Source organism: Chelativorans multitrophicus (assembly GCF_011317445.1).
Classification (GTDB): Bacteria; Pseudomonadota; Alphaproteobacteria; order Rhizobiales; family Rhizobiaceae; genus Chelativorans; species Chelativorans multitrophicus.
The window spans coordinates 645,950-672,753 of record NZ_JAAAPL010000002.1; the positions used below are offsets into that span (position 1 = coordinate 645,950).

At 61.1% G+C, this 26,804-nt stretch carries 19 protein-coding genes and 1 tRNA gene; 10 read left to right on the forward strand and 10 right to left on the reverse strand.

The features are described from left to right. The first annotated feature begins 6 nt into the window (after window positions 1-6). Entirely contained in the window at window positions 7-336 is a 330-nt protein-coding gene (locus tag GNP00_RS13815) for a hypothetical protein (protein ID WP_011580858.1), read from the forward strand. A gap of 33 nt (window positions 337-369) precedes the next feature. Here GNP00_RS13815 and GNP00_RS13820 read toward each other — a convergent pair whose 3' ends face one another. Beyond that, the gene (locus GNP00_RS13820) at window positions 370-873 is read right to left on the reverse strand and encodes a hypothetical protein (protein WP_011580857.1); all 504 of its coding nucleotides are present in this window, start codon (window positions 871-873) and stop codon (window positions 370-372) included. Window positions 874-1,023: 150 nt separating this feature from the next. Continuing rightward, window positions 1,024-5,448, reverse strand: a complete 4,425-nt coding sequence (locus GNP00_RS13825; protein WP_166016100.1) for a prealbumin-like fold domain-containing protein — start codon at window positions 5,446-5,448, stop codon at window positions 1,024-1,026. 592 nt (window positions 5,449-6,040) lie between these two features. Between GNP00_RS13825 and yajC the strand changes: the two genes are divergently transcribed. The 5 genes from yajC to GNP00_RS13850 all read left to right on the forward strand — a co-directional run bounded on the left by yajC (window position 6,041) and on the right by GNP00_RS13850 (window position 12,133). After that, window positions 6,041-6,376, forward strand: a complete 336-nt coding sequence (gene yajC / locus GNP00_RS13830; RefSeq protein WP_011581134.1) for a preprotein translocase subunit YajC — start codon at window positions 6,041-6,043, stop codon at window positions 6,374-6,376. 65 nt (window positions 6,377-6,441) lie between these two features. After that, window positions 6,442-9,012 (forward strand): protein translocase subunit SecDF, encoded by a 2,571-nt coding sequence (gene secDF, locus GNP00_RS13835; RefSeq protein WP_011581133.1) that lies wholly within the window; start codon window positions 6,442-6,444, stop codon window positions 9,010-9,012. Then, complete coding sequence (locus tag GNP00_RS13840) at window positions 9,012-9,401, forward strand: Mth938-like domain-containing protein (protein ID WP_166016102.1); 390 nt, start codon at window positions 9,012-9,014, stop codon at window positions 9,399-9,401. The genes secDF and GNP00_RS13840 overlap by 1 nt, the downstream gene beginning before the upstream one ends. Window positions 9,402-9,423: 22 nt before the next feature. Continuing rightward, the gene (locus tag GNP00_RS13845; RefSeq protein ID WP_011581131.1) at window positions 9,424-10,248 is read left to right on the forward strand and encodes a phytoene/squalene synthase family protein; all 825 of its coding nucleotides are present in this window, start codon (window positions 9,424-9,426) and stop codon (window positions 10,246-10,248) included. Window positions 10,249-10,375: 127 nt separating this feature from the next. Beyond that, window positions 10,376-12,133: a DUF4153 domain-containing protein gene (locus GNP00_RS13850; RefSeq protein WP_011581130.1), complete on the forward strand. Its 1,758-nt coding sequence runs from the start codon at window positions 10,376-10,378 to the stop codon at window positions 12,131-12,133. Between the two features lie 6 nt (window positions 12,134-12,139). On the opposite strand, the gene trmFO is transcribed toward GNP00_RS13850, so the two are convergent. Together trmFO and GNP00_RS13860 are read right to left on the reverse strand one after the other, a co-directional pair. Further along, a complete protein-coding gene (gene trmFO / locus GNP00_RS13855) occupies window positions 12,140-13,546 on the reverse strand; it encodes a methylenetetrahydrofolate--tRNA-(uracil(54)-C(5))-methyltransferase (FADH(2)-oxidizing) TrmFO (protein ID WP_041545383.1) in 1,407 nt (468 codons plus the stop codon). 207 nt (window positions 13,547-13,753) lie between these two features. Beyond that, entirely contained in the window at window positions 13,754-13,894 is a 141-nt protein-coding gene (locus tag GNP00_RS13860; RefSeq protein WP_011581128.1) for a DUF1127 domain-containing protein, read from the reverse strand. A 310-nt stretch (window positions 13,895-14,204) separates the two neighbouring features. On the opposite strand from GNP00_RS13860, the gene GNP00_RS13865 reads away from it, so the two are divergent. Both GNP00_RS13865 and tig read left to right on the forward strand, forming a co-directional pair. Next, window positions 14,205-14,289: transfer RNA gene (locus GNP00_RS13865), tRNA-Leu, on the forward strand. Window positions 14,290-14,373: 84 nt separating this feature from the next. Further along, window positions 14,374-15,792, forward strand: a complete 1,419-nt coding sequence (tig, locus tag GNP00_RS13870; protein ID WP_166016104.1) for a trigger factor — start codon at window positions 14,374-14,376, stop codon at window positions 15,790-15,792. A gap of 63 nt (window positions 15,793-15,855) precedes the next feature. Here tig and GNP00_RS13875 read toward each other — a convergent pair whose 3' ends face one another. From GNP00_RS13875 to GNP00_RS13885, 3 genes are all read right to left on the reverse strand, one after another. Beyond that, window positions 15,856-17,058, reverse strand: a complete 1,203-nt coding sequence (locus GNP00_RS13875) for an MFS transporter (protein WP_011581126.1) — start codon at window positions 17,056-17,058, stop codon at window positions 15,856-15,858. A 150-nt stretch (window positions 17,059-17,208) separates the two neighbouring features. Next, the gene (locus GNP00_RS13880; RefSeq protein ID WP_011581125.1) at window positions 17,209-18,480 is read right to left on the reverse strand and encodes a M23 family metallopeptidase; all 1,272 of its coding nucleotides are present in this window, start codon (window positions 18,478-18,480) and stop codon (window positions 17,209-17,211) included. 105 nt (window positions 18,481-18,585) lie between these two features. Then, complete coding sequence (locus GNP00_RS13885) at window positions 18,586-19,062, reverse strand: peroxiredoxin (RefSeq protein WP_011581124.1); 477 nt, start codon at window positions 19,060-19,062, stop codon at window positions 18,586-18,588. A 140-nt stretch (window positions 19,063-19,202) separates the two neighbouring features. Between GNP00_RS13885 and GNP00_RS23730 the strand changes: the two genes are divergently transcribed. Further along, window positions 19,203-22,568, forward strand: coding sequence for a DUF3971 domain-containing protein (locus tag GNP00_RS23730; protein ID WP_166016106.1), 3,366 nt, complete (start codon window positions 19,203-19,205; stop codon window positions 22,566-22,568). A 17-nt stretch (window positions 22,569-22,585) separates the two neighbouring features. Here the strand turns inward: GNP00_RS23730 and tyrS are convergent, their stop codons facing one another. The 3 genes from tyrS to GNP00_RS13905 form a co-directional block, all read right to left on the reverse strand. Next, on the reverse strand, window positions 22,586-23,839 hold the full coding sequence (gene tyrS, locus GNP00_RS13895; RefSeq protein ID WP_011581122.1) for a tyrosine--tRNA ligase: 1,254 nt from the start codon (window positions 23,837-23,839) through the stop codon (window positions 22,586-22,588). 265 nt (window positions 23,840-24,104) lie between these two features. Continuing rightward, window positions 24,105-24,494 carry a YegP family protein gene (locus GNP00_RS23890; protein WP_011581121.1) on the reverse strand — a complete coding sequence of 130 codons (390 nt, stop codon included), beginning with the start codon at window positions 24,492-24,494 and terminating at the stop codon, window positions 24,105-24,107. 120 nt (window positions 24,495-24,614) lie between these two features. Continuing rightward, on the reverse strand, window positions 24,615-25,289 hold the full coding sequence (locus tag GNP00_RS13905; protein WP_011581120.1) for an alpha/beta hydrolase: 675 nt from the start codon (window positions 25,287-25,289) through the stop codon (window positions 24,615-24,617). Between the two features lie 231 nt (window positions 25,290-25,520). On the opposite strand from GNP00_RS13905, the gene GNP00_RS13910 reads away from it, so the two are divergent. Continuing rightward, entirely contained in the window at window positions 25,521-26,681 is a 1,161-nt protein-coding gene (locus GNP00_RS13910) for a cysteine desulfurase family protein (protein ID WP_041544684.1), read from the forward strand. Window positions 26,682-26,804: the final 123 nt, after the last annotated feature.

Sequence of the window (26,804 nt, forward strand, 5' to 3'; positions counted from 1 at the left end):
CCTAGGATGCATAGGGACACCCTGAAAATCTATCGGCTTGTACCGGACGCGGCCGAAACGGATCCCAATTGGGATCTTGCCGAACCGGCAGGCGAGGTGGTGGTTAGAGCCCGTTCGGAGGCCGACGCACGAATCCTGGCCACCGAAGCGGAGGTGGACTTTCTGGATACGCAAGCCAAGCCAGGCGACGGCGTCTCGACGAGCTTTGCTAGCGCGTTCCGCGATCAAAGGCTTTACCGCGTCGTGGAAGACGATAGCGGCAGCTTTCCTGTTGAAGGACCTCGGCAAGTTCTAAGCGGGCTGTCGCGCCGGGATCCCATCAAGCATGGATACTGAGATGGAGGACTGAACGGAGTGAAAGGGGAAGGTTCACCGCGACACCTTCACGCGATACACTGTAGTCAACGTCTCCTCGGGAGCGAGGGGGTCGCTTAGTTTCCAGCGGATCTCCTTGTAGTCCTCAGGTCCAGCGGGAACACGCACTTCCGTCCCGTCAGGCTTTTTGATCGTCTTGCGGGCGGGCAAGGTCTGCCAGGGCTCGCCCGGCACTAACACCTCAAAGGTGGCGTCGTCCAACACCTTGAGGGCATCAGTGGTAAAGATGGTATTGTCCGGAATAGGCCCGTTTATCACGAGGCCTGCCAAGGGCGTATCCGAAAGATTTGTATAGGTGCCCGTATATTGAAGCACGTCACCGGGCGATGCCGTTTTTGCGGATATCAGCATCTCTTTTTTGGTTTCCGCATCGAATTCGACGCGCTGGACGACGAGTTTAGCCTCTATCGGGCTCTGAGAAGCCTCTTGGGCAACTGCTGAAAAAGGCGCGATCGCAAATCCAGCAGCTATAAAGAAAGCTCTGATCCAATGTTTCATTTGGCTCTCCTTGGTTTCAAATGCGCGATGGTCTTTGCGGCTTTGTCCTCGCCGTATTTTCATCCGCAGAAATCGGGTGAAGGTTCACGCAGCAATCACGCTTCCTGCATTAATGGTGAAATAACAAAGCAGTGACGGGGGAACTGGTCTTCACTCTTCGATTTTGACGCTGAAGCGGAATTCGCCCTGGTCATAGGGCTGGACGGGGCCATTGCAGCTCCAGGCGATCCGGCCCTTGTAGCCGGGGGTCCCGCCGCTGGGGGGCGCGTCGACCTGACAGGGCGCGCCGCTGGGGGAGCGGAAAACGCTGACCGGCGGGGAAAGGCTCGTGAAGCTGGGGGTGGCGTCCTCCACCTTCACGTCGGTGACGACCGCGCCGGCGGGATTGGTGAAGATGACCTGATATTGCAGGATGTCTCCCGGTGAGCCGTTGCTTGTTTCAAGCCAGGGGGCGTTCGGGCCGTCGGCGGTAATGTTGCGGACCCGCTTGGTGAGCGCGAGCTTGCCCGAACTGCTGACCTTCACCGTGTCGTGGTTCACGGCCGGGTCGAGCGTTGCCAGGGTGTTGCCGACCAGGGTGGTCGTGGCGGTGAGGTCGTATCGCAGTTCCGCGCCGGCGGGCGCGGCGTCCTTTGCAAAGACCCGCACGATGACGCAGACCGAGACGCCCGCGGTGACCGCATAATCGGCCGGAGGAGGACCGCCCAGCGTGCCGTCGCAATTGGGGTCGAAGTGGAGCGTGGGATCAAAGAGCGAAGCGTCCGGCGTGCCGATGATGTTGGCCAGCGCGAAGTTCACCTCGCTGACGGTTGTGGCCCAGTATTTGTGCTTGATCAGCACCGCCTGCCCCGGCAGCACCACTTCGTCCGTGTCCTCGAGCAGGGAGGGCAGCGCGATCATGCCGAAGGTGACGCCGGTATAGTTCGTGTTGGCGGCGACCCTGAAGCGCAGCATGTCATAGGTGGGCGGGGAGAGGACCGGGTTGGTGGTCGTGCCCGGCCGCTGGCTGACCCCGGCATGGCCGGTCAGCGGGTCGCGGTAGAGACACACCTCGCTGTCGGCCGGTACGCCGGTGAGGTTGAGGGCGAAATTGCCGGCGCCGTCGCTGACATCGCTGCCATAGGTAAGCGAGCCGCAGTCGGTGAGGCGCAGCAGCACGCCCGGCAAACCCCGCTCGCCGCCATTTTGGGCTCCGTCATAGGCCGTCCCGCCGCTGGCGCCATTGTCGAGGATGACTTGGCCGGAGACCGTGAGCCCGGTCAAGGTGTCGGCGAAGACGCAGGAAAGATCGGCCCCGGGCTTCACATTGGCCGCCGGGATGATGAGGGTCCTGCCGTCGGTGATATAGCCGATGATCGGCAGTATCGGATTGCCGGTCTGGCCGGCGTTCAAATCCGAGCAGGCGACGCTGGCCAGCGTCCAGGCCAGGGGAACGGTCTCGACGATCTCGGTCAGGGTGTCGGCCTTGGAAAGGGCCCTGAACGGGCCGAATTGCAGTGTTTTCGGCGCCGTGGTCACCACCGTATAGCTGTCGTCGGTTGGAAAGCCGTTGGCGTTGGCGGGCGAGCCGTTGAAGGTGAAGCGGCCGATGCCGCCCTCCGTCACCTTGCCGACGCGCACCCGGGTGCGCGCATTGGTGGCGGTGCAGGTGTAGTTGTTGCCATAGACAAAGGTGTTCGCCGGCACGGTCCAGCTATAGGGCTGGCCGGCCGTGCCGGGCGGCGTCGGCGCGGCCGGAAACACCATGGCATTCGGCGTGACGCCGTTGTTGCCCGTCGTGGCGATGCATTCCAGCTTGAGCGGCTGCCAGTCCGCCACCGCCGCCTCGGTCAAGACGGTGGCGGCGGCCGTGTTGCTCAACACGACATAGGCGCTGAAGCCGGTGGTGGCGTTGATGGTCAGCGTGCCGACGCCATTGGTGCCCGTCAGCGTGAAGTTCTGGTTGAAATTCGGCGGAAGCGTCACCTTCGCATAGCGTATCCGCGCCGCCTCATTCGTGAAGGTGCAGGTATAGTCGTTGCCGTCGACAAAGGTGTTTGCTGGAAGCGAATGCGTATAGGCGGTGCTCACAGCGCCAAGCGTCCCGGTGTTGAAGACGACGTCGTTCTGCGTCTCGCCATTGATCGACGTCTCGGCGCGGCATGCGAGAGTGAACCCTCGCCAGCCCGTGACCGGCGCTTCGCCCAGGGTGGTAATGGCTGCCACATTGGTCAGCGGCCAATAGGAACTCGCGGCTGCGGTGGCATTGATGGTCGTGGTGCCGATCCCGTTGCTGGCCGTCGCATTGACTGTAAATGCCTGGTCGATGCCAGGCGGCTGCGTTTCCTTGGCAAGCCGCACCCGGGTGCGCGCATTGGTGAAGGTGCAGGTATAATCATTGCCGGGCACGAATGTATTAGCGGGCACGGTGGAGCTGTAGTCCGTTCCGCCCGTGCCAGGAGTCGGGTTGATGAATGCCTGACTGCCTGAAACCTCCCCGCCCCAGCCAGTATCGGCCACGCAGGCCATGCTCCTGCCGCGCCAGCCCGCCACCGCCACTTCGACCAAAACGGTGTTCACCGCCGGGTTTGTAAGCGTCTGATAGGGACTGAAGCCCGTTGTGGCATTTATCACGGTCTGAGGCAGACCGTTGGCGGCATTGATGGTGAAGTTCTGGTTGATGTTCGCCGGCTGCGTTACCTTTGCATAGCGCACCCGCGTCCGGTCATTGGTGAAGGTGCAGGTATAGTCGTTGCCCAGCACAAAGGTGTTGGCCGGCGCGACCGAGGTGAAGGTGGAGCCTGCCGCGCTCGGCGTCTGGTTGTCGTAGACGACATTTCCCGCCACCACGCCGCTGTTGCCGGTATTGGCGACGCACCTCAGGCGCGCGCCGCGCCAGCCCGCCACCGCCTGCTCGGTAAAGGTGGTGCTTGCCGCTGGATTGGTTAGCCTTTGATAGGTGCTGAACCCGGTCGTGGCGTTGATCACCGTCTGCGGCAGCCCGTTGGCGGCGCTGATGGTGAAGTTCTGGTTCACGTTCCCCGGCACGGTTGTCTTCGCGTAGCGAATGCGCACTATTGGATCGAAGACGAGGAGGCCATCCGCCGTGTCATTGGCGGTGTTGTAATCGTTGTTGGTGGTGTCGCTGTCATTGTCGGGCACGCTCCGGCCAAGCGAAACTGAGGCTGTATAAGTGCCGCCCGCTGTCGGAGAAACCACAGTCACCGGGAAGGAAAAACTGATGGAGCCTCCGACCCCTCCCGGAGACGTGGAGCCTGCCAACGGGGTTGGATTAAGGGCGCAGGTGACAATCCTGTTGCCACTGCTCCCCGTGCAGTTTGCCGGGAGTGTGCCCGCCCTCCAGCCGGTAGGGAGGGTCGTGACCAAAGTAAATCCATCATTGCCGTCGGTGGCGCCCGGCCCCAGGTTCCTGGCCGTTACTGTGACCGGCTGCTCTTGGCCGTAAAAATTGTAAGCCGTGGATGGAGGTGTGATGGCGACCGCTATGTCGGGAAGACCGTTCACGTTCAGCGTGCAGGAGGAGTCCTGTTCGTTGCCGAGCGTGATGCCAGTGGTACAGGTTCCGGAGGTAACATAGGTGTTCGCGGAAATGCCGCTGGGGCGCCGGCTGACCTCGGCCCGGTAATTGCCCGCGGGCAGGACATAGATCTCATATGGCGCCTGAAAGACATTGGAGTTGGCGCTGGCGGTTGCATAGGGCGTACGATTTGCACCCGACATGCCCGCGTTGTTGTTGAGTACGGTGGTCCCCTGCATGAGATTTACGAGCCAGCCGGTGGCGCCGATCTGCTTGTCCCATGCAAAATCGCTGAAGGTCAGCACTGCTGAATGCCGCGCCTGCCTCAAAGTGGCGCAATAGACATTCACGCCGTCCCAGCCCTCGCCGCCCCCCTGCAGATGGAGGCCCGAGACCAGCGTTGTGTCGTTGCGCGTGCAGAAAAGGCCGCGGAATACGTGCGCCGGTTGACCAGCCGCACTTTCGATCACTCCTACTTGGTAAGCCGAGCCGGTGGCGGTTCCGTTTACCCTCGCCCACGAATTGCTGTTCATATAAAGGGGGCGGCAGACGATATAGAGCGCGGACGTCCATGCCCATTGTCCTGACCAGTCACGGTCCCATCCGCCGAACTGTTGCGCGATCGTGTTCGCTGGACAGACCTCCCACCGAACCGTATTGGCGAAGGGGTAACTGGTCGACAGCACATCGGGAGTAGAGCCGGGACTGAGGTTCACCACGCTGACGGTCGTCCCGTCAGTAATGAGGCCGCCGCAGTAAAGGCCGATTTGAACGGTCATGCCGTGCGTACTTGCGCTAGGAGCGGACATCGATTTGTCGACGTGGTACACGCCGCGCAAGACGGTGCCGGAAGGACACTGCATCGGGCCGGTGTTCCACGAATCCTTGTTGCTGCCGATGGTGCCCGTCGGGACCATGCCCTGCTGGATGCCTACAGTGCCGACGCCGGCCTGGGCGCGCGCCTCTTCCTGCTGCGCGAAAAGGGCAGCCATACCCGCCACCAGAAGCATGGCGAGGCTTCTCGCTCGCCGCCGCCCCATTCCTGCTGTTCCAGCCATTCTCAGCGTTCGCTCCGTTTGCATCCTCTTTGTTTCCACCTGCCGATAGGACGGGGAGAAAGGGGATCGGCCCCAAGGCACCGATGGCATGACTGAGCGCCCCTGGACGCAGATCAACTAAGCTCCCGGCAGGCTTTCGAGGCGGCTTGGCGTTCTCCAGTCCCTGTACTCATGTGAGGGCTCACACGCCGGGATTTCCGCGGTTCAAGTTTTCGGTACATCAGTCCCGACTTGCAGGCAGTAAGCGCCACCGAGGGTGTGAAAGTAAAATAAGCCGGATGTGCTGCGGGACTCGTCCAGGATTCGAGCTTGGCTAATTGACGTTCGGAACCGGGGAATGCCTCCCGTGCAGAGTCTCCTAGCCGCTGGCCGGCAGATGCGCTTGCATGCGAGCCCTGAAAGCTGGCACACCACCGCATCGTCCTGATATGTAAATTCAATGACTTACCCTGTCCTTCGTGCGTCCTGACGGATGCGGGACGGTCTAAGACGTGCGCAACCGTTGCAGGCGGTTGCAAACAGGGGCCGAACATCTATATTCCGCGCAGTTTTTCTCGGGCTGACGCTCAGCCTCTGATCTCAGGAGTGGTTCATGTTTGTAACACCGGCATATGCTCAAGCGGCGGCGGGAGCACCGGATATGCTGATCAGCATTCTGCCTTTTGTGCTGATCTTTGTGATTATGTATTTTCTTATTATCCGGCCGCAGCGCCAACAGATGAAGAAGCGCGCGGAAATGCTCGCCAATGTGCGTCGGGGAGATACGGTCGTCACAGGCGGCGGTCTCGTGGGCAAGGTGACCAAGGTCATCAATGACAGCGAGCTTGAGATCGATCTCGGCGGGACGAAGGTGACAGCCTTGCGCTCAATGCTGGCAGATGTACGTGTGAAGGGTGAACCGACGGCGACCGAAAAGGCCGTTAAATAGCCCGCTTCAAGCGGGATTCTGGGGCTGGCCTGCATGAAAGGCCGGCCTGAACGACAAGAGACAACATGCTACATTTCTCGCGCTGGCAGACATTCTTCATCTGGCTCGTGGTGGCTCTCGGGCTGGCATATGCAGCTCCCAATGTGCTTCCGCAGTCATGGTTGAGCTCGCTGCCGAGCTGGGCTCCCACGCGCCCGATGACCCTCGGGCTGGATCTGCAGGGCGGCTCGCACATCCTTCTGCAGATCAATCGCGACCAGCTCATCAACGAGCGTTTGACAAGCACGCGAGATGAAGTGCGGCGTGTGCTGCGCGACAGCCGTATCGGCTACACCGGCCTTTCTTCATCCGGCCGTTTCGTACAAGTGCGCATTCGCGACGCAGGCGAGATCGAGGCTGCGAAGCAAGCGCTTGGAGAGTTGCTGCAACCGGTGACGGGCGGGCTGCTTGGCACCAGTTCCATTCAGGAACTGGAGATGGCTGAGCCGGAGCCCGGCCTGTTGCGGCTCACCCTTACCGACGATGGAATTCAGTATCGTCTTTCCGCCGCGCTCACGCAGTCCATCGAGGTCGTGAGCCGCCGCGTGAACGAGCTTGGCACGACTGAGCCCGTCATCCAGCGCCAGGGGGACGACCGAATCCTGGTCCAGGTTCCGGGTCTCCAGGACCCTCAGCGCCTGAAAGATATCCTGGGCACAACGGCCAAGCTTACTTTCCAGATGGTCGACCAGTCCGTGCCGGTGCAGGAGGCGATCCAGGGCCGCCCGCCCGCCGGCACGACGGTGATGTACACCCGCGACAACCCGCCCGTTCCCTTTCTCATCGAGGACCGGGTGATCGTTTCCGGCGAGAATCTCGTCGATGCCCAGACGTCCTTCGACCAACTCACGAATGAGCCGGTCGTTACGTTCCGCTTCGATACCAGGGGCGCGACGCGGTTCGGCCAGGCCACCCAGGAGAATGTCGGCAGGCTTTTCGCGATCGTTCTTGACGGGCATGTGATTTCGGCGCCGCAGATCCGCGAGCCCATCCTCGGCGGCACGGGGCAGATCGCGGGCAGCTTCACCGTCCAGAGCGCGAACGACCTTGCGGTGCTTCTGCGCGCCGGCGCCCTGCCGGCGGACCTGACCATTGTCGAGGAGCGGACCGTTGGTCCTGGACTTGGCCAGGATTCCATCGACGCGGGCAAGATGGCGGCGATCATCGGCTCGATTCTCGTCGTCGTCTTTATGTTCGCCGCCTATGGCTTTCTTGGCCTCATCGCGAATGTGGCGCTGGTCGCCAATATCGCCCTTATTGTTGCCGTGCTCTCCGTGCTTGGCGCGACGCTGACACTGCCGGGCATTGCCGGCATCGTCCTCACGATCGGCATGGCTGTCGATTCCAACGTGCTGATTTACGAGCGCATACGCGAAGAGCGACGAGCCGGCCGCACCGTGATCCAAGCCTTCGATTCAGGTTTCCGGAAGGCGCTTGCGACGATTATCGATTCCAACATCACGACGCTGATTGCTGCCGTGGTCCTGTTCTTCCTTGGCTCCGGTCCCGTGCGCGGGTTCGCGGTGACGCTCGCCATCGGCATCGTGACGACGGTCTTCACCGCCTTCACGCTGACCCGTTGGCTGGTTGCTGTTTGGCTGCGCCGCAGCCGCCCGAAGGAACTGCCGCGCGGCTATATCCGCCTTGTGCCGGAAGTGACGCGCATCCCCTTCATGAAGGTGCGACTGCAGGCTTTCGCCTTCTCATTTATGCTCTGTATCGCGTCAGTAGCGCTGCTTTTCATCGTCAAGCCGAATTTCGGCATCGACTTTACCGGCGGCACGCTGATTGAGGTCCGGGCCAAGTCCGGCGAAGCCGATATCAGCGATATAAGACAGCGGCTTTCAGCGGCGGGGATCGGCGATGCGCAGGTGCAAGGTTTCGGAACCGAAACCGATGCGCTTATCCGGATCGGCGCCGCGCCAGATTCAGGCGAGGAATCCGGCAATATCCTCGTCCGCAATGCCCAGCAGGCGGTTTCGTCGGACTACGATATCCGGCGAACGGAGGTGGTGGGCCCAACCGTCTCAGGCGAGCTGGCGTGGGCGGCGGTCATAGGTGTCCTCGCGGCCATGGCCGGAATTTTGATCTATGTCTGGATTCGTTTCGAGTGGCAGTTCGCACTCGGTGCGATCATTGCCACCGCAAACGACATCATCCTGACGCTCGGCTTCATCACCATCACGCAGCTCCAGTTCGATCTTTCGACCGTGGCGGCGATCCTCACGATCGTCGGTTATTCGCTGAACGATACCGTCGTCATCTATGACCGTGTCCGCGAGAATCTCAGGCGCTTCAAGAAGATGCCTCTGGGGCAATTGCTGGATTTATCAGACAACGAGATGCTGTCACGCACGGCGATGACCTCGGTCACGACGTTCCTGGCGCTTCTTGCCCTGTTTATTTTCGGCGGAGAGGTGATCCGCTCCTTCGTGGCTTCGATGCTTTTCGGTGTGTTTATCGGCACCTTCTCCTCAATCTTCGTCGCCGCGCCGATCCTCATCTTCTTCAAGCTGCGGCCGGTGAGCGGCCCGGTGGTGGACACGGAACCGGCCGCCGCCGACACCGAGGCGGCCCCACACGTTCCGTCACGCTGATGGCGGGGGGAATCGAGATACGCGCGGCCCACTTCCCTGGCCGCGCGCCGATAGATGGCTACGGCAATGGGGGCTTCCGCTTCGCGGATATGTCCCATCGCGGCTCGCTGCTCTGCCTGCCCTCCGGCATCTATGGGTGGGTGGCGAAGGATGTGGACTCGCTCGCAGAAGAGGATTTCGCGCGGCTTTTGGATGAAGCGGGCGAAATCCAGATCCTGCTTGTGGGCACCGGCCAGACGCTGAAGCCCCTGCCGCAGGGGTTGCGCCAGCGGCTGCAGGTAACGGGGATGGCAGTCGAGATCATGTCGACCGGGGCTGCCGCCCGCACCTTCAATGTACTGCTGGCGGAAGAGAGGGCGGTAGCGGCGGCGCTGATCGCCGTCGACTAAGATGACACCCTCCGGCGCCGAAATGGCCGTACGCGTTCGCCAAGCCGATCCGGACCGCTATCTTGCCACACTCTATGCGCCCGTTGAAAAGCGTGGCGCGCTTTTCGCTCTTTATGCCTTCAATGCCGAGATCGCGGCGGTTCGTGAACGGGTGAGTCAGCCGCTCCCCGGCGAAATTCGCCTGCAATGGTGGCAGGATGCGCTGGAAAACCCGGAAGATCCGGCGGCTGCCGCGGGCCACCCCGTCGCGGCAGCCCTCCTCGATACGATCCGCGCCCACCATTTGCCTGTCGAGACGTTCCGAAACATGATCGAAGCACGGGTTTTTGACCTCTATGACGATCCGATGCCAAGCCGTACCGATCTGGAAGGCTATTGTGGCGAGACTGCCTCGGCGCTGATCCAGCTTTCGGCCCTCGTCCTTGATCCTGAGGCGGCGGGCAGCACCGCTGCGCTGGCCGGTCATGCCGGCTGCGCCCAGGCAATCGCAGGGCTTCTGAGATTGTTGCCGATCCATCGGCGCCGGGGGCAATGCTATATTCCCCACGACCTTCTGCAGGCGGCTGGCACCACGCGCGACGGCATAATATCCGGCGAGGACCGCGCCGGTTCTGCCCGGGCCATTGCCGCGATGGTGGCGCTCGCGCGGCATCATCTCAGCGCATTTACAAACGGGGCGGGCGAGCTGCCGGCCTCCTTGCGTCCTGCCTACCTGCCGCTGGCGCTCACCAAGGCCTATCTGGATCCTATCGAATCGGGGGCGGTTGATCCGTTGTCTGAAAGTGCTTCACTTTCTGTTTTGCGCCGGCACTGGCTTCTTCTGAAGCATGCGATGCGCGGCTGGTAGAGCAACCAGCGGAGTTTAAGCCGGCCTCTTGTGCAAATCTGGCGTGCATAGACTGCAATTTCGCCACTCTTCCTTTGCTCCAATGCGGCGTTTTCATTACCGTTTTTTTGCAACGGAGAAATTGACAATGACGGCGCTGACGGAGTTCAAGAACGGAAAAACCGGCTTGCGGTACGTCATCCTAGAGATGCTGACCGGTCTAAGGGCAGCATTTCTGCGCTTCCCGGTTCCATCCCTTTTTCTTGCTGCTGCTTCAATCCAGGCGGCACTGCTGATCGCCGATGTCCATCTCTTCCGCTTCGTGGCGGAATCAGAGGCGTCGGAAGTCTTTGTCGTCGGTCTCGTGGCCGGGGCGCTTGCGGCACTTGCGGCGGCCCTTTTTGGGGAGGCTCGCGGTCTTTCCGCGGTGGCGCGGATCGCGGTGGGTCTCGCCGCCGGGTTCTTTGCCGCAGCTCTGGTGTCCTTTCCGGAAACATTCCTCTCGATCGAGTGGGCACTGGTGGGCGCCTTGATCGGCCTCGTTCTCGTTGCACCATTTATCGGGCGCGGCACGAGCGGCTCATTCTGGATGTTTTCGGCGCATGCCGCCTTCGCGGCGCTCCTGGGCCTGTTGACCCTGTTGCTTTTTGCCGGCGGCATCTCGGCCATCATGGCGAGCCTCACGGTTCTCTTCGGCTTTGAAGTGCCTGACGATCTTTACGCTTATGTCTGGGCTTTCACCGGCCTTTTCGCGGCCCCTGTCTTTGCGATGGGACAGTTTCCCGACCGGTTTGACGAGCAACCCAATCAGGTGATGACCGGCTTTATGGATCGCGGCATGCGGGCGTTGGGCGATTTTATCGCCGCTCCCCTGCTTATCGTCTATGCGCTGATCCTGCACTTCTACGCCCTGAAGATCGTGGTGACAGGCGAGGTGCCTGAGGGACAGATCGGCTGGCTGGTGCTTGTCTACGGTCTTTGCATCTTCGGCGCGCTTCTGGTCATCAATCCGTTTTTCGACCAGGCCCGGACCCCGACGCGGTTTTTCCTGCGAGTCTGGCCCTTTTTCCTGCCGGTGCCGCTGGTTCTCCTGTTTTATGCGCTGGGTGTAAGGATCAGCACCTATGGCGTGACGCCGGAACGCTACCTTCTGGGGCTTTTCGGGCTGATAACCGCGCTCATTCTGGTCATTCAACTTGTACCGCGCCTGCGGGGTGACATCCGCGTCATCGCTGGTGTCCCTGTCGCGGCGCTTATCCTCGGCGGCTTCGGGCCACAGGGGGCGGTGGGGGTTTCCATCCAAAGCCAGTCCGCCCGGTTTCTTTCCATTGTCGAGAACCCGCCGGTGGAAGGCCCGCGCCATGATGAAGCATTGGCTGCGCTGCAATTTCTGAACGGCCAGCGCGCCCTGGATCGAGTGGCGCCGGAAGGCACAGACACGTCCTACAAGGATGGCGAGGGCTATCGGGCGACCGCCTCGGCATGGGGATTGGATCCGCTGCAACCGAGCAAGGGGCCGAGGGGCTTCTCATTTGCTTCCGGGTCAGACCCCGCGGTCTTCGCCGTAACCGGTTTTGATGTCATCGCACAAAATGTCATGCTTGCCGTGGGAGCTGATGCTGCCGTTTCGATCACGCTGCCTGCGGGATCCAAGCTCGATTTTACGCTCGAGCCGGATGCCATTGTCATTGGGACGGGCGAGGAAAAAACGCGCTTTCCCGTCTCCGCGAGCGATATCGAGCAAATGGCGAGGGAGAGTGCGGCCAACGAGCCTGTCCGGCTTCCCCTGCAATCCGCCGGCCGGCAAATTCTGTTCCTGCCTTCCTACATTTATGCAGATATCGACGAATCTTCACGCCTGCAGAATCTGCAGGGCACCGTCCTGCTTCGTGCCCAGGACTGGTAACAGAGTTTATTCGGCAGCCGCGCGGGTCGGAACACCAAGCCAGTCGCTGCAATCGGCAAGAGCCCGCGCGGTGATCGCGCGCTTCTTTGCAAGCGTCTTTTCCTTGCCGCGCAGGCGCTTCCCCTCCGGTTTCGGCAGTTCGACCGGCGGGAAAAGTCCGAAATTCACGTTCATCGGCTGGAAGGAGCGCTTGCCCGGCTCGTCCTCGGACAGGATATGGCCGCCGGTAATGTGGCTGATGAGCGAGCCGAAGGCCGTGGTGGCCGGAGGGGGCATCATCTTCCGTCCAAGGCGTGCAGCGGCTGCAAAACGCCCGGCCATGAGTCCCATGGCCGCGCTTTCCACATAGCCCTCGCAACCGGTGATCTGGCCGGCAAAGCGCAGGCCGGGCCGTGATTTCAGCTGCAGCGTGATGTCGAGCAGGGCGGGGGAGTTGATATAGGTGTTGCGGTGCAGGCCGCCGAGCCGGGCGAACTCCGCGTTTTCCAGTCCGGGTATCATGCGGAAAATACGCACCTGCTCGGCATATTTCAGCTTCGTCTGGAAGCCGACCATATTGTAGAGCGTGCCCAGCGCATTGTCCTGCCGCAACTGCACGACGGCATAAGCCTTTTCGTCCGGCTTGTGTGCGTTTGTCAGGCCCATGGGCTTCATCGGGCCATGGCGCAGCGTCTCGGGCCCGCGCTCGGCCATTACCTCGATGGGCAAACAGCCGTCGAAATAGGGCGTTCCCTCCCACTCCTTGAAGGCGGTCTTTTCGCCGTCGAGGAGCGCCTGTACGAAAGCTTGGTACTGCTCCTTGTTCATGGGGCAGTTGATATAATCCTTGCCGGTGCCGCCGGGGCCAGCCTTGTCATAGCGCGACTGGAACCAGCAGGTGTCCATGTCGATCGTGTCGAAATGCACGATCGGTGCGATGGCGTCGAAGAAGGCCAGCGCCTCCGCTCCCGTCTCCTGGCGGATTGCCTCGGCGAGCGACGGCGCGGTGAGCGGGCCTGTAGCGATGATCGTCTGATCCCATTCGGAGGGCGGGAGACCGGCCACTTCCTCGCGCACCACCGTGATCAGCGGATGGCCGTGGATTGCCTGCGTCACCGCGTCCGAGAAGCCGTCTCGATCGACCGCAAGCGCGCCGCCTGCCGGCACCTGATTGGCATCTCCCGCGCGCATGATGAGCGAACCTGCCAGGCGCATCTCCGCGTGCAGCAGTCCGACGGCGTTGGTCTGCGCATCGTCCGAGCGAAATGAGTTGGAGCAGACAAGCTCCGCCAGGCCGTCCGTCTTGTGGGCGTCGGTGCCGCGCACGGGACGCATTTCGTGGAGGATGACCGGCACGCCTGCCTCCGCCGCCTGCCAAGCCGCTTCCGAACCCGCGAGCCCGCCGCCAATGACATGAATGGGTTTTGTCGTCATGCGCTGGAGATAGGCCGAACCGCGCGCCAATGCAACGCGGGAGAAAGCCTGCAAGTCTGTGTGGGGAGAATACAAAAAACAACACCCGCCGGGGGAGGAGGTCCGGCGGGTGTCGTTTTGATCGACCGGCGTTTCGGGAGGAGGAGAAAGCCGGCCGTTTATCCGTCGAGACGGGAGGAGGATATCTCGACGAAACTCTTAATTGTGCTAGACCGACTTGCGGGCCAGGTAGGGGATGTCGCTGCGGGCGATCCCAAGATCGCTGAGTTCGCGGTTGGAAAGGCGGCTCAGCTCGTTAACCGTCTGCCGGTAACGGCGCCAGTTACGATAGGTGCGCATCAGGTTCATTTTCTTGCTCGTTCGCTTGGTTCGTTCAACCTTTGTGACCCCTAGATAGTCTCGGCCGAGGGCGAGGGGAAGTGCGATTGTTGCATGGCAGCATTGCAAATTGTGCATCGCACCATACATCCGCCACAGAGCCGCCAGGAAGCGGCTGGGCGCCGCCATCTTCCTTAATGCCGAACATGCCGGGAAAGCGGCGACCCAAAGGCGAGCCCGAATGCGCCAGAGGAAAAAGCCGCCTGAAGGCAAATTTCCTTTGATAGCCGCAGCCCAGATGATATAGAACCCCGCGCTTTCGAGGGGCGCCAGCCTCGAAGCGGGTGTGGTGGAATTGGTAGACACGCCAGATTTAGGTTCTGGTGGCGAAAGCCGTGGGGGTTCAAGTCCCTCCACCCGCACCAGGCCACCCCTGGACACGGATTTTCGGCAGGCTGGCGGCGGGTGCCGCGGAGCCGCTGGCACGAATGAACATAAAGGTTTGATGAATGCAGGTTAGCGAGATTCTCAACTCCGGTCTTAAGCGCGAGATCAAGATCACCGTGCCGGCCGAGGACATGGAAGCCCGCCTCATGGCGCGCCTGGAAGATGCCAAGAACAAGGTGCGGCTGAAGGGCTTCCGGCCTGGCAAGGTGCCGTTGCAGCACCTGCGCCGCATGTACGGCAAGTCCTTCATGGCCGAGGTCGTGAACGAGATCCTCAACGATTCCTCGCGCACCATCATCTCCGACCGCGGTGAAAAGCCTGCGATGCAGCCGGAAATCTCCATGACGGAGGACGAGAAGGTGCTCGCCGGCGCGGCTGATTTCGAATTCTCGCTTTCCTACGAGGTGATCCCGCCGATCGAAATCAAGGATCTCGCCGGTATAAAGATCACGCGTCCGGTCTATGACGTGCCGGACGAGGAGGTGGACGAGCAGGTGAAGCGCGTTGCCGACTCCGTCCGCACCTATGAGGCGAAGAAGGGAAAAGCCGAGAAGGGCGACAAGGTCACCCTCGATTATGTCGGCAAGCTTGACGGCGAGCCATTCGACGGGGGCTCAGCCAACGACTCGGAAGTCGTGATCGGCCACGGCCAGTTCATCCCGGGCTTCGAGGACGAGTTGATCGGCCTCAAGGCTGGCGACACGAAAACCTTCAAGATCACATTCCCGGAAACCTACGGGGCTCAGCATCTGGCTGGCAAGGAAGCTGAATTCGACGTCACCGTGAAAGAGGTGGCCGCGGCCGAGGAACTGGTGATCGACGACGAACTGGCCAAGAAGCTTGGGCTCGAGTCGGCAGAGAAGCTGCGCGAGATCATCCGCAGCCAGCTCGAGAACCAGTACGGCCAGATGACCCGCCAGAAGGCCAAGCGCCAGCTGCTCGACGCGTTGGACGAGAGTTACAAGTTCGAGGCGCCCTCCAAGCTGGTCGAGGCGGAGTTCAACAATATTTGGTCGCAGGTTACGCGCGACCTTGAGTCTGCCGGCCGTACTTTCGAAGACGAAGAGACGACCGAGGACGACGCGCGTCAGGAATATCAGCGCCTTGCCGAACGCCGTGTTCGCCTGGGCCTGGTGCTCGCGCAGATCGGCGAAGAGGCCAGTATTCAGGTTTCCGACGACGAGATGCAGCGGGCGCTCATCGAGACGATCCGCCGCTATCCCGCCCAGCAACAGCAGGAGATCTACGACTTCTATCGCCAGAACCCGCAAGCGCTGGCGTCGGTACGCGCTCCGCTCTTCGAGGAGAAGGTGGTCGATCAATTGCTTTCGCAGGTCGATGTGACCGACCAGAAGGTCAGCCGCGACGAACTCCTGGCCGAGGATGAGGCCGAGGGGGAAGAAAAGAAGGCTGCGGGCGAGACCAAGAAGAAGGCGGCACCTAAGAAGAAGGCCGCCAAGAAGGAAAGCGCCGCAGAATAGGCGTTTGCGAAAAACCAAAAAACCCCGGTTCGCCCCGGGGTTTTTTATTTCACGATTTTCAAGTCATGCCGGCTGCGCCTTCAGGCGCGGCAGCGGCGGGAAGGCCAGGGCCACAGCAGCCGCGCCGAGCCCGACCATGGCCGAACCGATGAACAGCCAAGCATAGCTTTGGAACGTATCGTAGATCCAGCCGCCGGCCAGCGGCCCGAACGCCATCCCGATGCTTGAAAGCATCGTTGCCGCACCGAGTACTGTTCCCAGTATGCGCTGTCCGAAATATTCGCGGGCCAGCACGGCATAAAGGGGCATGACGCCGCCATAGACAGCGCCGAAAATCGTCGCAAGAAGATAGAATTCCTCAAGCCGGCTCACGAAAAGATAGGCGCTGATTGCGACGGCCTGTAGCGCCAGTCCGGCAACAAGTATCTGCTTCACGCCGATCCGGTCTGCCAGGACGCCGAAGAGGATCCGCCCTCCGAGACCTGCAAGCCCCTCGACGCTGTAGATGCTGACCGCCGCCATGGGGGCTATGCCGCAAACCATGGCGTAGCTCACCATATGGAAGATTGGACCTGAATGAGCCGCGCAGCAGGCGAAGAATGTGAGACCGAGCACAACAAATTGTGGCGAGCGCAGCGCCCGTGCGACGGAAAAGCCGCCACTTTCGCCCGAGAAGCCGGAGGCGTGCGCGTCTTGAACAGAGGGCGGGGGGCGGCGAATGAGAAGGGCGGCCGGGACCAGCAGAACCCAGGCGAGAAGGCCGATGAGGAACATTGCGGTGCGCCAGTCGTAGGCAGAGATGAGCCAGCGCGCCAGCGGCGAGATCGTCATCGGCGCCACGCCCATCCCAGCGGAAACCAGCGAGACCGCAAGACTGCGATTCTTGTCGAACCACGCGGTGGTCGCGCTGATCATCGGCGCGAAAAACGCGCTTGCCGACAGGCCGACGAGGATACCGTAGGTCAGCTGGAATTCCATGAGCGAGGCTGCGCGACTGGCCAGGACCAGAGCAAGACCCAGAAGTACAGCGCCCGTCAGCACGACGATGCGCGCTCCAAAGCGATCGCTCGCCGCGCCCCAGGCGAACCCGCCGAGGCCCATGACAATGAAATTAAGTGTCATCGCGCTTGAAATGCCTGCGCGCGACCAAAGCGTTTCGGAGGCGACGGGCTCAAGGAATATCGCCAATGAGAACATCGCCCCGATCGCGACGCATCCCATCAGCGCGCCTGCACCGACAATCACCCAGCGATAAGAATGGCTCATGTGAATTTCCCTGTGACACGCCCCATTCGCGTGCTGCACGGCGCGTCACGATCCGCGCAGCACCCTCCGAGGACGTATCACCGGGACCGGATTCGACATCGCGGCTCGCTCAGGCGAAGATTTTTTGTGCGCCTCGAACCGGGCCGGGTTTCAGAGCAGCTCAGCCAGATGTTGGCCAGCCTTAATAAGCTTCCGTGGATTTATGGGGCGGTGGTTCTGGCGGATCTCATAGTGGAGATGCGGCCCGGTGGAACGTCCGCTGCTGCCGACGCGACCGATGACACCGCCATTGTCGATGCGATCCCCGATCTTCACCAGCACGTTGCTCAGATGCGCGTAGCGCGTCCTGATTCCGTTGCCGTGGTCGACCTCCACCATGCGCCCGTAGCCACCGTTCCAGCCTGCCTCCACGACAATGCCGGAAGCAGCCGCGCGGACGGGCGAGCCGGGGGACGCCCGGAAATCCATGCCCGCATGATAAGCGGTTCGCCCAAGAAGCGGATCTCGGCGCATGCCGAAACTGCTTGTGACCTGAGCTCCAGGCACCGGATGAGCGATCGGTATGCGGCGGACCTTGCGCTTTAGCGCTTCAAGACGGCTAAGCGCCTCATCAAGCTCCCGCGCCTTATCCTCAAAAGGGAGCGTGGCCGAGACGGGCAAAAGCGGACCGCCGGCGTTTTTCTGATCGGGAGTTGAAATGCTGATCCCGGCTGCATCGAGGGCTTCGCCAATGGCTTCGATGGTCCGGTATGTCTCTTCGGTCAGCCTGTCGACACGCTCGACCTGATCTGACTCAAGATTCTGAAGTGATTGATCCAGGGCCTGAAAGAGCTCGTTCGAGTTGTCGAGCGGGTTTTCCTTGCGAATAGGCCAAGGCACCTTTGGCGTCGCCACGCTGGCAAAGGCATTGCCTGCAATGGCCACATGTTCGATGCCATTGTCCTCCTTCTTCTCCGCCGGGTTTTCTATCTGTGGGCGCGGGGTGGGCACAGGAATAGGTTTGCTTGACGCATTCAGCTGTTCCGCCCGCTCCAGGAGAGGACCAAGCCAGCTGTGGCGCTCCGTCAGCCGCTCTTGCCTGCTGAGCAGTTCCATGATCTTGCGCTCCAGGGCCTGCTGCTCGCTGGATTGATGGGTGGCGACGCGGTTGAGTTCCGCTCGAAGTGAGGAAATTCGCTCCTCATAGGCTCGCTGCATGCGAGCTTGAAGCACCACGGGCTCGCCTTGCGTTCCCGTGCTCGGGGCGAGCAGGTAAAGAGCCAAAACGGCGCCCGCAACGGCCACCCCGGCCAATGCCGTGGCGCACATGCGGATCATCCAAGGCTTGACAATCCAAAACCGAACATCCTGCCCGCGGGCGACAACAATGGTGAGGGGACTTAAAGGATTGTCAGGCCCGTCGAAGCGCCCATTGCCTGTCATCAGCTTCACGGATCGACTGCCTGCTGCAGATTTGCCGAGAACGCCGACTAGACAGTATTAAGGTTAACAAATCCTTACCGCGCGGAGGCGGGGCTCCTGCTGACGCTATGAATCGCGGAGGGCTTTTGCCGCCTTCAGCACCGCATCCACATGCCCCTTGAGCTGAACTTTGCGCCACAGCTCCGCAATGCGGCCCTCGGCATCGAGCAGGAAGGTGCTGCGCTCCACCCCCATATATTTGCGGCCATACATGCTCTTCTCCACCCACACGCCATAATCCTGCACCACCTTTTTCTCCGGGTCAGCGACAAGGCTGATGGAGATATCGTGCTTGGCCTTGAACTTGTCGTGGCTCTTCACGGTATCGGGAGAAAGCCCGACGATGGAAATACCCAGCGCTTCGAATTCGTCCTTCCGGGCCGAGAATTCGATGGCCTGCGCCGTGCATCCCGAAGTGTCGTCCTTGGGATAGAAATAGAGAACCACCGGTTTTCCGCGCAAACTCGACAACCGAAACGTGCGGCCGCCATCCTGCGGCAGCTCAAAATCGGGAGCTATGTCTCCTTTTTCGACGATGGCCATGATCTTACCCTTCTTCCCTGATTATGCCCGCATTGAATTCTTCCAGCCTCGGAAACTTGACCTCATCCGGGCCAAGCATGCCTATAATGGTTTGAAGCGGATTCGTCGCGATCGGTCCATAAACTTTGACGGGAACCTTGGTGGCGCAAGAGACAGGTGAGCACGAGAAAGTGCAGTTCCGGCGGGAAGAAATAACCCCCCTGGGGAGGTTCCCTTCCGCCTGCCTGCCACCGCCCAGAGGTTGCCGCAGTCGCCGCTCGCTTTTTCGGCGCTGGCTGGTCCGTCCCGCGGCAATCATCGCCGTGTTTCTCCTCGTGGCCGGCACGGTCTTTTACGCTGTGGGCGTGGATGCCATCGGCAATGAGCGGCTGCGGCTGCAGGCCGAGCAGGCAATAGAGAGATTGGCCGGCGTGGATGTGGATGTCTCGATTGGCAGCTTACATCTTGGTCTAGGCCGGACAAGCCTCTTTGCGCTGGAGGTCCGTGACGCGGAGATCATCAGGGCTGACGACAAAAGGCCGATCGCCGAGTTCAAGACGCTGCGCTTTGGATTGCGGGCCATACCGCTGCTCAGCGGCCGGATCGAGCTTGCACGCGTGGCAATGGCTGATGCGCTTCTCACCCCCGCTGAGATGTCGGCCGGAACGGGGCCGACGCTGACGGAGTTTCTCGCGCGCCCGTCGCCCATTGGTCCCGAGGAACTGAGGACGGCGATTTTCGACGCGATCGATCGTGCATTCGAGATCACAAGGGGGGCTGGTCTCTCCAGCATTAGCCTTTCCAATGTGGGCCTTCTGGCCGGCGGCCGGACGATTCCCGGCCTTCTTCTGGAAAGTTTCGAGATCACGCGCAGCAACGACACGGATCTGGCGCTGGAGGGCGCCGCCCGGTATCGCGGGCGCGATCTTACATTTGAGGGCAGGGCCCATCGCGACCCCAATACGAACACCCTCTCAAATGTCGAATTGAAGATATCCGCACCGGAGGGGGAGGAAGCTTCCTCGACAGAGGAAGGCCTTCTGCGCTCCATAGGGGCGTTCGATCTCGCGCTTTCCGGTAAGGCCCCAGTTGGAAAGGAGAGAGGTTTCCTGCGCATCGACGTTGCCGCGGACGGCATATTGCTCGATTTCGGCGACGATGAGCTTGCTCTGGATCGCGCCTCGGTCGGAATCGCCGCGGGCGCGGACGACGACGTTTTCTCGGTGCTTCAGGCCCAGATCCAGGCAGGCAGGACGCGCATTAATCTCCAAGGCACTTTCGGCCCGGAAACCGTGACCAGCGGTGCCGCAGGCTACCGCATGGACCTCGTCTCGCGCGATTCGGTGCTTGCGCCTGCGGATTCACCGGAGGCTCCGCTGCCCTTTGCCATGCGGCTCCAGGGACGATTCGATCCAGCGACGATGCAGTTGACCGCTGATCCAATCGATGTGCGTTCGGCGGAGGGAGAATTGAATGCGAGCGCCGAGCTTACTCTTGCCGAGGGGAAGTCTCCCGGAATCAAGCTCAATCTTCAAGTAAGCAGCATGCCTGCCGCGCATGTGAAGCAGTTCTGGCCATGGTTTGCAGCGCCCGGCGCGCGCAATTGGACGCTGGAAAACGTCTTCGGCGGCACCGTGCGCGATAGCGGGATGACCCTTGAAGTGCCGCCGGGGCGGCTCGGCAATGGTGTGCCGCTCGGGCCGAAGGAGGTTTTCGGGCGCTTTGCCCTATCCGATACCCGCTTCAATATCGCCGGCGAGATCCCTCCGGTGCGGGACGCGGATGGATATGTCGAATTCCACGGGACGGATGTGAAAGTCGGCCTTTCCTCGGGCCGGGTATATATGGCAAGCGGCCGGACAGTCGATGCGAAGGATGGCACCCTCACAATCGACGCATCGAAGACGCAGCGGCGCATCGGCAATCTGGAGATAAACGTGGCGGGCGAGGCGCCCGCAATATTGGAGTTCGTCTCATACAGGCCGATTGCGGCCTCGCGCTTCTACGATCTCCAGCCGGACGACCTGAAAGGCAAGATGTCGGGCCATGTAAGTGCCGAAATCCCGCTTCAGGCAGGGATCGCCTTGGATGAACTCGATTGGCGTGTGGCGCTCGACTATGAGAATCTCTCCGTCGCAAAGCCATTCGAGGGTCAACAGGTGACCGATGCCAAGGGCAGCTTGCTGGTCGAGCCCACCCACGCTGAATTTCGCGCCAGCGCCAAGCTCAATGGAATCCCCGCGGATCTGCACATCGTCGAGCCGTTCGGTCATGCGCAAGTGGAGAAGGTGCGCCATGTCGAACTTAAAATGGATGACACTTCCCGCGAGAAACTTTTCCCCGGGCTTGGAACGTTGGTCTCCGGCCCTTTCACCCTTGTCTACGACCGCGAGAAAGACAATCGTGAGAAGGTCAGCTTGAAGCTGGACTCGGCGCGCCTCGATGTGCCCTGGATAGGATGGCGCAAGGGCGCGGGCATTCCCGCCATGGCTACGTTTCACCTGAAGCGAGATGGGCAGGCGACCGAACTCAGCGACTTCTCGCTCGTGGGGGAGAGCTTTTCGCTCGCCGGCCATATTCGCTTGAATGGGCCTCACCTGCAGGAAGCAAGTTTTCAAAAGGCGCGGTTCAACCGTGGCGACGATTTCTCCGCGACGATCAGGCGAAACGGCAATGGATATTCCGTTTCTGTAAAGGGCGCAGCCTTTGATGCACGCGCATTGATAAAACAGGTCTTTGGCAATCGGCAGACATCGGGAGCCGGCAACGGCGACGGCGACGCCACCCCGGTGAGCGTGAAAGCCTCTCTCGCACAAGTCAGCGGGTTCGGCGGAGAGACCCTGAGCCAAGTGGAATTTACCTATGCCAGCGACGGCAGGAAGCCGGACGAGTTGACGCTTGGGGGCGCAACCCGGTCCCACGGGGGCCTGAAGGTCAGCAAGACATCGCAGCCGGGAACAACGGGTATCCATGCCTCCTCCAGCAATGCCGGCGCCGTGTTCCGATTCCTCGATTTCTATGAGCACATGGAAGGCGGACAGCTCAGCGTTGCGTTGCAGGGCGCGAACAACGAGGCCCTGGCGGGGCAAATCGACATACGCGACTTCTGGATCGTCAACGAGCCGAAGATGCGCTCGCTCGTGGCGGCGACGAAGGAGAACGGGCGCGTCGACACCACGCGCGTCTACTTTGAAAGCGGGGCGGCCGCATTGGCAAAGGGCAGGGGGAGCCTCAATATCGCCGAGGGCGTGGTTCGCGGGCCGGTCATCGGCTCGACTTTTCAGGGCATGCTTTATGATCCCAACGACAGAATGGATCTGACCGGAACTTTTATGCCGCTTTACGGAGTCAATCGCATCTTCGGCGAACTGCCCCTGATCGGCCAGATCCTCGGCAACGGACGCGACCGCGGCCTGATCGGGATCACGTTCCGGCTAAGCGGTGCCGTCGAAAACCCCAGACTCGAGGTGAACCCGCTTTCCGCGGTCGCCCCTGGCTTCCTGCGCGAGATCTTCGAGTTCCGCTGAGCCGAAAGAAGACCCTATCAGCGCGGGCGCAGAAGGACGTGCTTCTTGCGACCGAAGGAAAGCTTGACGACACCCTCTGCCGTAATGTCACCGGCGCCGATGGTTGCGCGGTCGTCGGTAATGGTTTCGTCATTCACACGGATCGCATTGTTGGCGATCGCGCGGCGCACCTCGCCGTTTGTCGCGGCAAGACCGGCAAGGACCACCGCGTTCAGAACACCGATGCCCGCCTCCATTTGTGCCCGCGGCACCTCGATCGTGGGCAGGCTTTCGGCAAGCGCGCCTTCCTCGAAGGTCTTGCGGGCCGTCTCCGCCGCTTCTTCCGCCGCAGCGCGCCCGTGCAACATGGCCGTCACTTCCGTGGCCAGGATCTTCTTGGCTTCGTTGATCTCAGCACCGCCGAGCTTCTCCAGACGGTCGATCTCGTCCAAAGGCAGCGTGGTGTAGAGCTTCAGGAAGCGGCCGACATCCGCATCCTCCGTGTTGCGCCAGTATTGCCAGAAGTCATAAGGGCTCAACATTGCCGGATCCAGCCAGACGGCGCCGCTCTCGGACTTGCCCATCTTGGCGCCGGACGCGGTCGTCAGCAGCGGAGAGGTAAGCGCGAAGAGCGTTGTATCCTCCATGCGCCGGCCGAGATCGATGCCGTTGACGATGTTGCCCCACTGGTCCGACCCGCCCATCTGCAGGCGGCAGCCGTAGCGGCGCTGCAGTTCCACGAAGTCGTAGGCCTGGAGAATCATGTAGTTGAATTCCAGGAAGGAAAGCGACTGCTCCCGGTCGAGCCGGAGTTTTACCGACTCGAAGGACAGCATCCGGTTAACCGAGAAGTGGCGGCCGACATCGCGCAGGAAGGTCACGTAATTGAGATCGAGCAGCCAGTCGGCATTGTTGGCCATGATCGCATCGGTAGGGCCATCGCCGAATTTAAGATAGCGGCTGAAGGACTTCTTCATGCCGGCTAGGTTCTGCCCGATGGCTTCAGGGGTAAGCAGCTTGCGCGCTTCGTCCTTGAAAGACGGATCGCCGATCATCCCGGTGCCGCCGCCCATCAGCGCGATCGGCCTGTGCCCAGTCTGCTGGAGCCAGTGGAGCATCATGATTTGAGTGAGATGCCCGACATGGAGACTGGCGGCCGTCGGATCATACCCGATATAGCCTGTCACGGTCTCGCGCAGGAACAGCTCATCCAGGCCCGCCTCGTCGGAGATCTGGTGGATGAAGCCGCGCTCGGACAGGATGCGCAGAAAATCTGACTTGAAATCGGGCATTGCAAAATCCCTTCGCGGGAACGGGCTGGGAAGATGACCGCGCGTTTAGCACCACTCACGCGCCGCGCACAAGCGGACCGCGAGCCAGAGAAGTCCGGGCACGCATCATAGTCCGTCGATCAAAGGGAAATGATGTAAAAAGAACGCGCTCAACTAGAGGCGCGGCAAATAATCCAAAAGTGGGTTTCCTCAACCAAACCGGTTGGGGAGCGCAACCGCCAAAGGGCAGTCCCGGTCTTGATGCCGGGCTGCCGAAAAGCACGTGTCAGGCGGTGGCCTTGGCCTTTTTCGCGGCGGGCTTTGCGGGAGCCTTTGCTGCGGGCTTTGCAGGAGCTTTTGCTGCTGTCTTCGCGGCAGTTTTCGGCGCGGCCTTTGCGGCGGTTTTCGGCTTGGCTGCTGCCTTTACGGAAGGCTTCGCCTTCTCCGCCGATTTTGCAGGCGCCTTGGCGGCAGCTTTGGCCGGAGTCTTCTTGGCGGCGGGGGCGATTTCCTCGATCGTTGCCGAAGCCACGTTCTTGCGAAGCGATTCAATCGCCTTTACCGCTGAGGCTTTCGCCTTGTAGCCTTCGGAACTGAACATCACCTCGCCATTGTTGGCGCGGAACCGAAAACGCGTTTCGCCTTTCTTGTCTTTATAAAGTTCAAACTTGCTCACTGCGGTATTCCCCCATTGGTGCTGATTCGCCACAGCCGAAGCGTCTCACGCAGTAAGCTGGCTGTCGAGCCGCAGGCGTTGTTTTTAGCATTTAAGGCTATAATTCGCTTAAGGGCGCCCTCATCTCAGGCGCTTTGGACGGGGCTCCGCCAATTCGCCTCTGAGGCGCCGATCGAGATATTCAGAACATTCTTCGATCAGAACATCCGAAGTATTGGAGAAGAAGTGGTTCGTATCGGGAATGATCTTCTGCGTGATCGTTATGCCCTTCTGCGACTGCAGCTTGTCGACAAGCGTCTGAACATCGGCGGCAGGCGCAACCCGGTCGGCCGATCCGTGAATGATGAGCCCGGAGGAAGGGCAAGGGGCGAGGAAGGAGAAATCGTAGATGTTGGGCTGCGGCGCGATGGAGATAAAGCCCTCGATCTCCGGCCGGCGCATGAGAAGCTGCATGCCGATCCAGGCGCCGAAGGAATAACCGGCCACCCAGCAGCTCTTGGAATCGGGGTGCAACGACTGCACCCAATCGAGCGCCGCAGCGGCATCCGAAAGCTCGCCGGAACCGTGATCGAACGCACCCTGGCTGCGCCCGATGCCCCGGAAATTGAAACGCAGCACCGTGAAACTGCGCTGCTGGAACATATAGAAGAGATCGTAGACGATCTTGTTGTTCATCGTGCCGCCGAATTGGGGATGCGGATGCAGGATGAGCGCGATCGGCGCGTTCTTTTCCTTCGACGGCTGGTACCTGCCTTCAAGACGACCGGCTGGACCAGTAAAAATAACCTCGGGCATAATTACTCCACCTAGACCCTCTGCCACACGCCGCATAGCGATTGGGCCACTTCGCGGCAGGCCTTGACGTAAGGCCGATGCCTCCATAGAAGCTAGTTTAGAACTGTTCAAAACTGAGCGGCCTTGTTGCCGCCCGTTGGCAAGCCGGGTAGATAGGACGGCCTGCCTAGGAAATTCAAGGAAATAACGCCTTCGCCGTCACAATTGTGGCAGAAGGTAACATGGATGAGTATGGCCGGACAGCGCATCTATCTCGATTACAATGCTACGGCGCCGCTCAGCGAGGCTGCTCGGCGCGCGGTGATCGATGCATTTGACGCGGCGAATCCCTCCTCCGTGCATGCTGAAGGCAGGGCGGCGCGGCAGATGGTGGAGGCCGCTCGGCGCGACGTGGCGGCGCTGGTGAATGGAAAGGCGGCGCATGTGGTCTTCACCTCGGGCGCGACCGAGGCGGCGGCCATGCTCCTCTCCCCCGACTGGACCATGGGCCGGGCACCCCTCACTTTCTCGCGGCTTTATGTGAGTGCGACCGACCATCCTTGCGTGCTTTCCGGCGGCCGCTTTGCCGCGGAGACGGTGGAGAAGATACCGGTAGGATCGGACGGGATCATTGATCTTGGCGCGCTTGAGCGCGCGCTGGCCGCTCATAACGGGACGGAGGGCCTGCCTCTGGTCGCCAGTCATGTGGCGAACAACGAGACCGGCGTGATCCAGCCGATCGAGGAAATCGGTGCGGTGGTGAAGAGGGCGGGTGGAGTCCCGATCTTCGACGCCGTCCAGGCGGCAGGACGCATTCCTCTCGATTTATCGGCAGGATATGCCGACTTCTTCATTCTTTCCTCGCATAAGATCGGCGGGCCGAAGGGCGTGGGCGCGGTTGTGGGCGCGTCCGACCTGATGATGCCCCGCCCCCTGGTGACAGGAGGAGGGCAGGAGAAGGGCCACCGCGCCGGAACGGAAAATGTGGCTGCCATCGCGGGTTTCGGTGCGGCCGCCCGCGAAGCGGCGGCGGCCGTTTCCGCCATGGATGGCGTTTGCGCGAAGCGCAGCCGCATCGAGGCAATCCTTCGGTCTGTGTTGCCTGATGCGGTGATCTACTGCGAAAAGGTGCGGCGCCTGCCCAACACTGTCTTCTTTTCCATTCCGGGCATGAAGGCGGAGACGGCGCAGATTGCCTTCGATCTTGCTGGAATCGCAGTTTCGGCAGGTTCGGCGTGCTCGTCGGGCAAGGTCGGACCGAGCCAGGTGTTGCAAGCGATGGGCTTCGGCGATCAGGCCGGCGCACTTCGTGTTTCGATCGGCGTTCAGACGACGGATGCGGAAATAGAGGCTTTTGCAGAGGCGCTCGAAAAAATTGTTGCGAAACGCAAGATGGCGACCGCAGCAGCTTGAATAATTTGGAGCTTTTTCTGCAAAAGAAAAATGGAGTAAATGGCACATATTTTCTGGCCGCATGGGTGAATTCGATGGGTGCGCTTCCTAAATAGGGGGCATGCCACAATGTAGGGTAACTGC

What these genes read in the sequence shown, in the direction of transcription:
- GNP00_RS13815 (WP_011580858.1), top strand. Translation starts at nt 7, where the DNA reads ATGCATAGGGACACCCTGAAAATCTATCGGCTTGTACCGGACGCGGCC.
- GNP00_RS13820 (WP_011580857.1), bottom strand. Translation starts at nt 873, where the DNA reads ATGAAACATTGGATCAGAGCTTTCTTTATAGCTGCTGGATTTGCGATC.
- GNP00_RS13825 (WP_166016100.1), bottom strand. Translation starts at nt 5,448, where the DNA reads ATGGCTGGAACAGCAGGAATGGGGCGGCGGCGAGCGAGAAGCCTCGCC.
- yajC (WP_011581134.1), top strand. Translation starts at nt 6,041, where the DNA reads ATGTTTGTAACACCGGCATATGCTCAAGCGGCGGCGGGAGCACCGGAT.
- secDF (WP_011581133.1), top strand. Translation starts at nt 6,442, where the DNA reads ATGCTACATTTCTCGCGCTGGCAGACATTCTTCATCTGGCTCGTGGTG.
- GNP00_RS13840 (WP_166016102.1), top strand. Translation starts at nt 9,012, where the DNA reads ATGGCGGGGGGAATCGAGATACGCGCGGCCCACTTCCCTGGCCGCGCG.
- GNP00_RS13845 (WP_011581131.1), top strand. Translation starts at nt 9,424, where the DNA reads ATGGCCGTACGCGTTCGCCAAGCCGATCCGGACCGCTATCTTGCCACA.
- GNP00_RS13850 (WP_011581130.1), top strand. Translation starts at nt 10,376, where the DNA reads ATGACGGCGCTGACGGAGTTCAAGAACGGAAAAACCGGCTTGCGGTAC.
- trmFO (WP_041545383.1), bottom strand. Translation starts at nt 13,546, where the DNA reads ATGACGACAAAACCCATTCATGTCATTGGCGGCGGGCTCGCGGGTTCG.
- GNP00_RS13860 (WP_011581128.1), bottom strand. Translation starts at nt 13,894, where the DNA reads ATGAACCTGATGCGCACCTATCGTAACTGGCGCCGTTACCGGCAGACG.
- tig (WP_166016104.1), top strand. Translation starts at nt 14,374, where the DNA reads ATGCAGGTTAGCGAGATTCTCAACTCCGGTCTTAAGCGCGAGATCAAG.
- GNP00_RS13875 (WP_011581126.1), bottom strand. Translation starts at nt 17,058, where the DNA reads ATGAGCCATTCTTATCGCTGGGTGATTGTCGGTGCAGGCGCGCTGATG.
- GNP00_RS13880 (WP_011581125.1), bottom strand. Translation starts at nt 18,480, where the DNA reads ATGACAGGCAATGGGCGCTTCGACGGGCCTGACAATCCTTTAAGTCCC.
- GNP00_RS13885 (WP_011581124.1), bottom strand. Translation starts at nt 19,062, where the DNA reads ATGGCCATCGTCGAAAAAGGAGACATAGCTCCCGATTTTGAGCTGCCG.
- tyrS (WP_011581122.1), bottom strand. Translation starts at nt 23,839, where the DNA reads ATGCCCGATTTCAAGTCAGATTTTCTGCGCATCCTGTCCGAGCGCGGC.
- GNP00_RS13905 (WP_011581120.1), bottom strand. Translation starts at nt 25,289, where the DNA reads ATGCCCGAGGTTATTTTTACTGGTCCAGCCGGTCGTCTTGAAGGCAGG.
- GNP00_RS13910 (WP_041544684.1), top strand. Translation starts at nt 25,521, where the DNA reads ATGGCCGGACAGCGCATCTATCTCGATTACAATGCTACGGCGCCGCTC.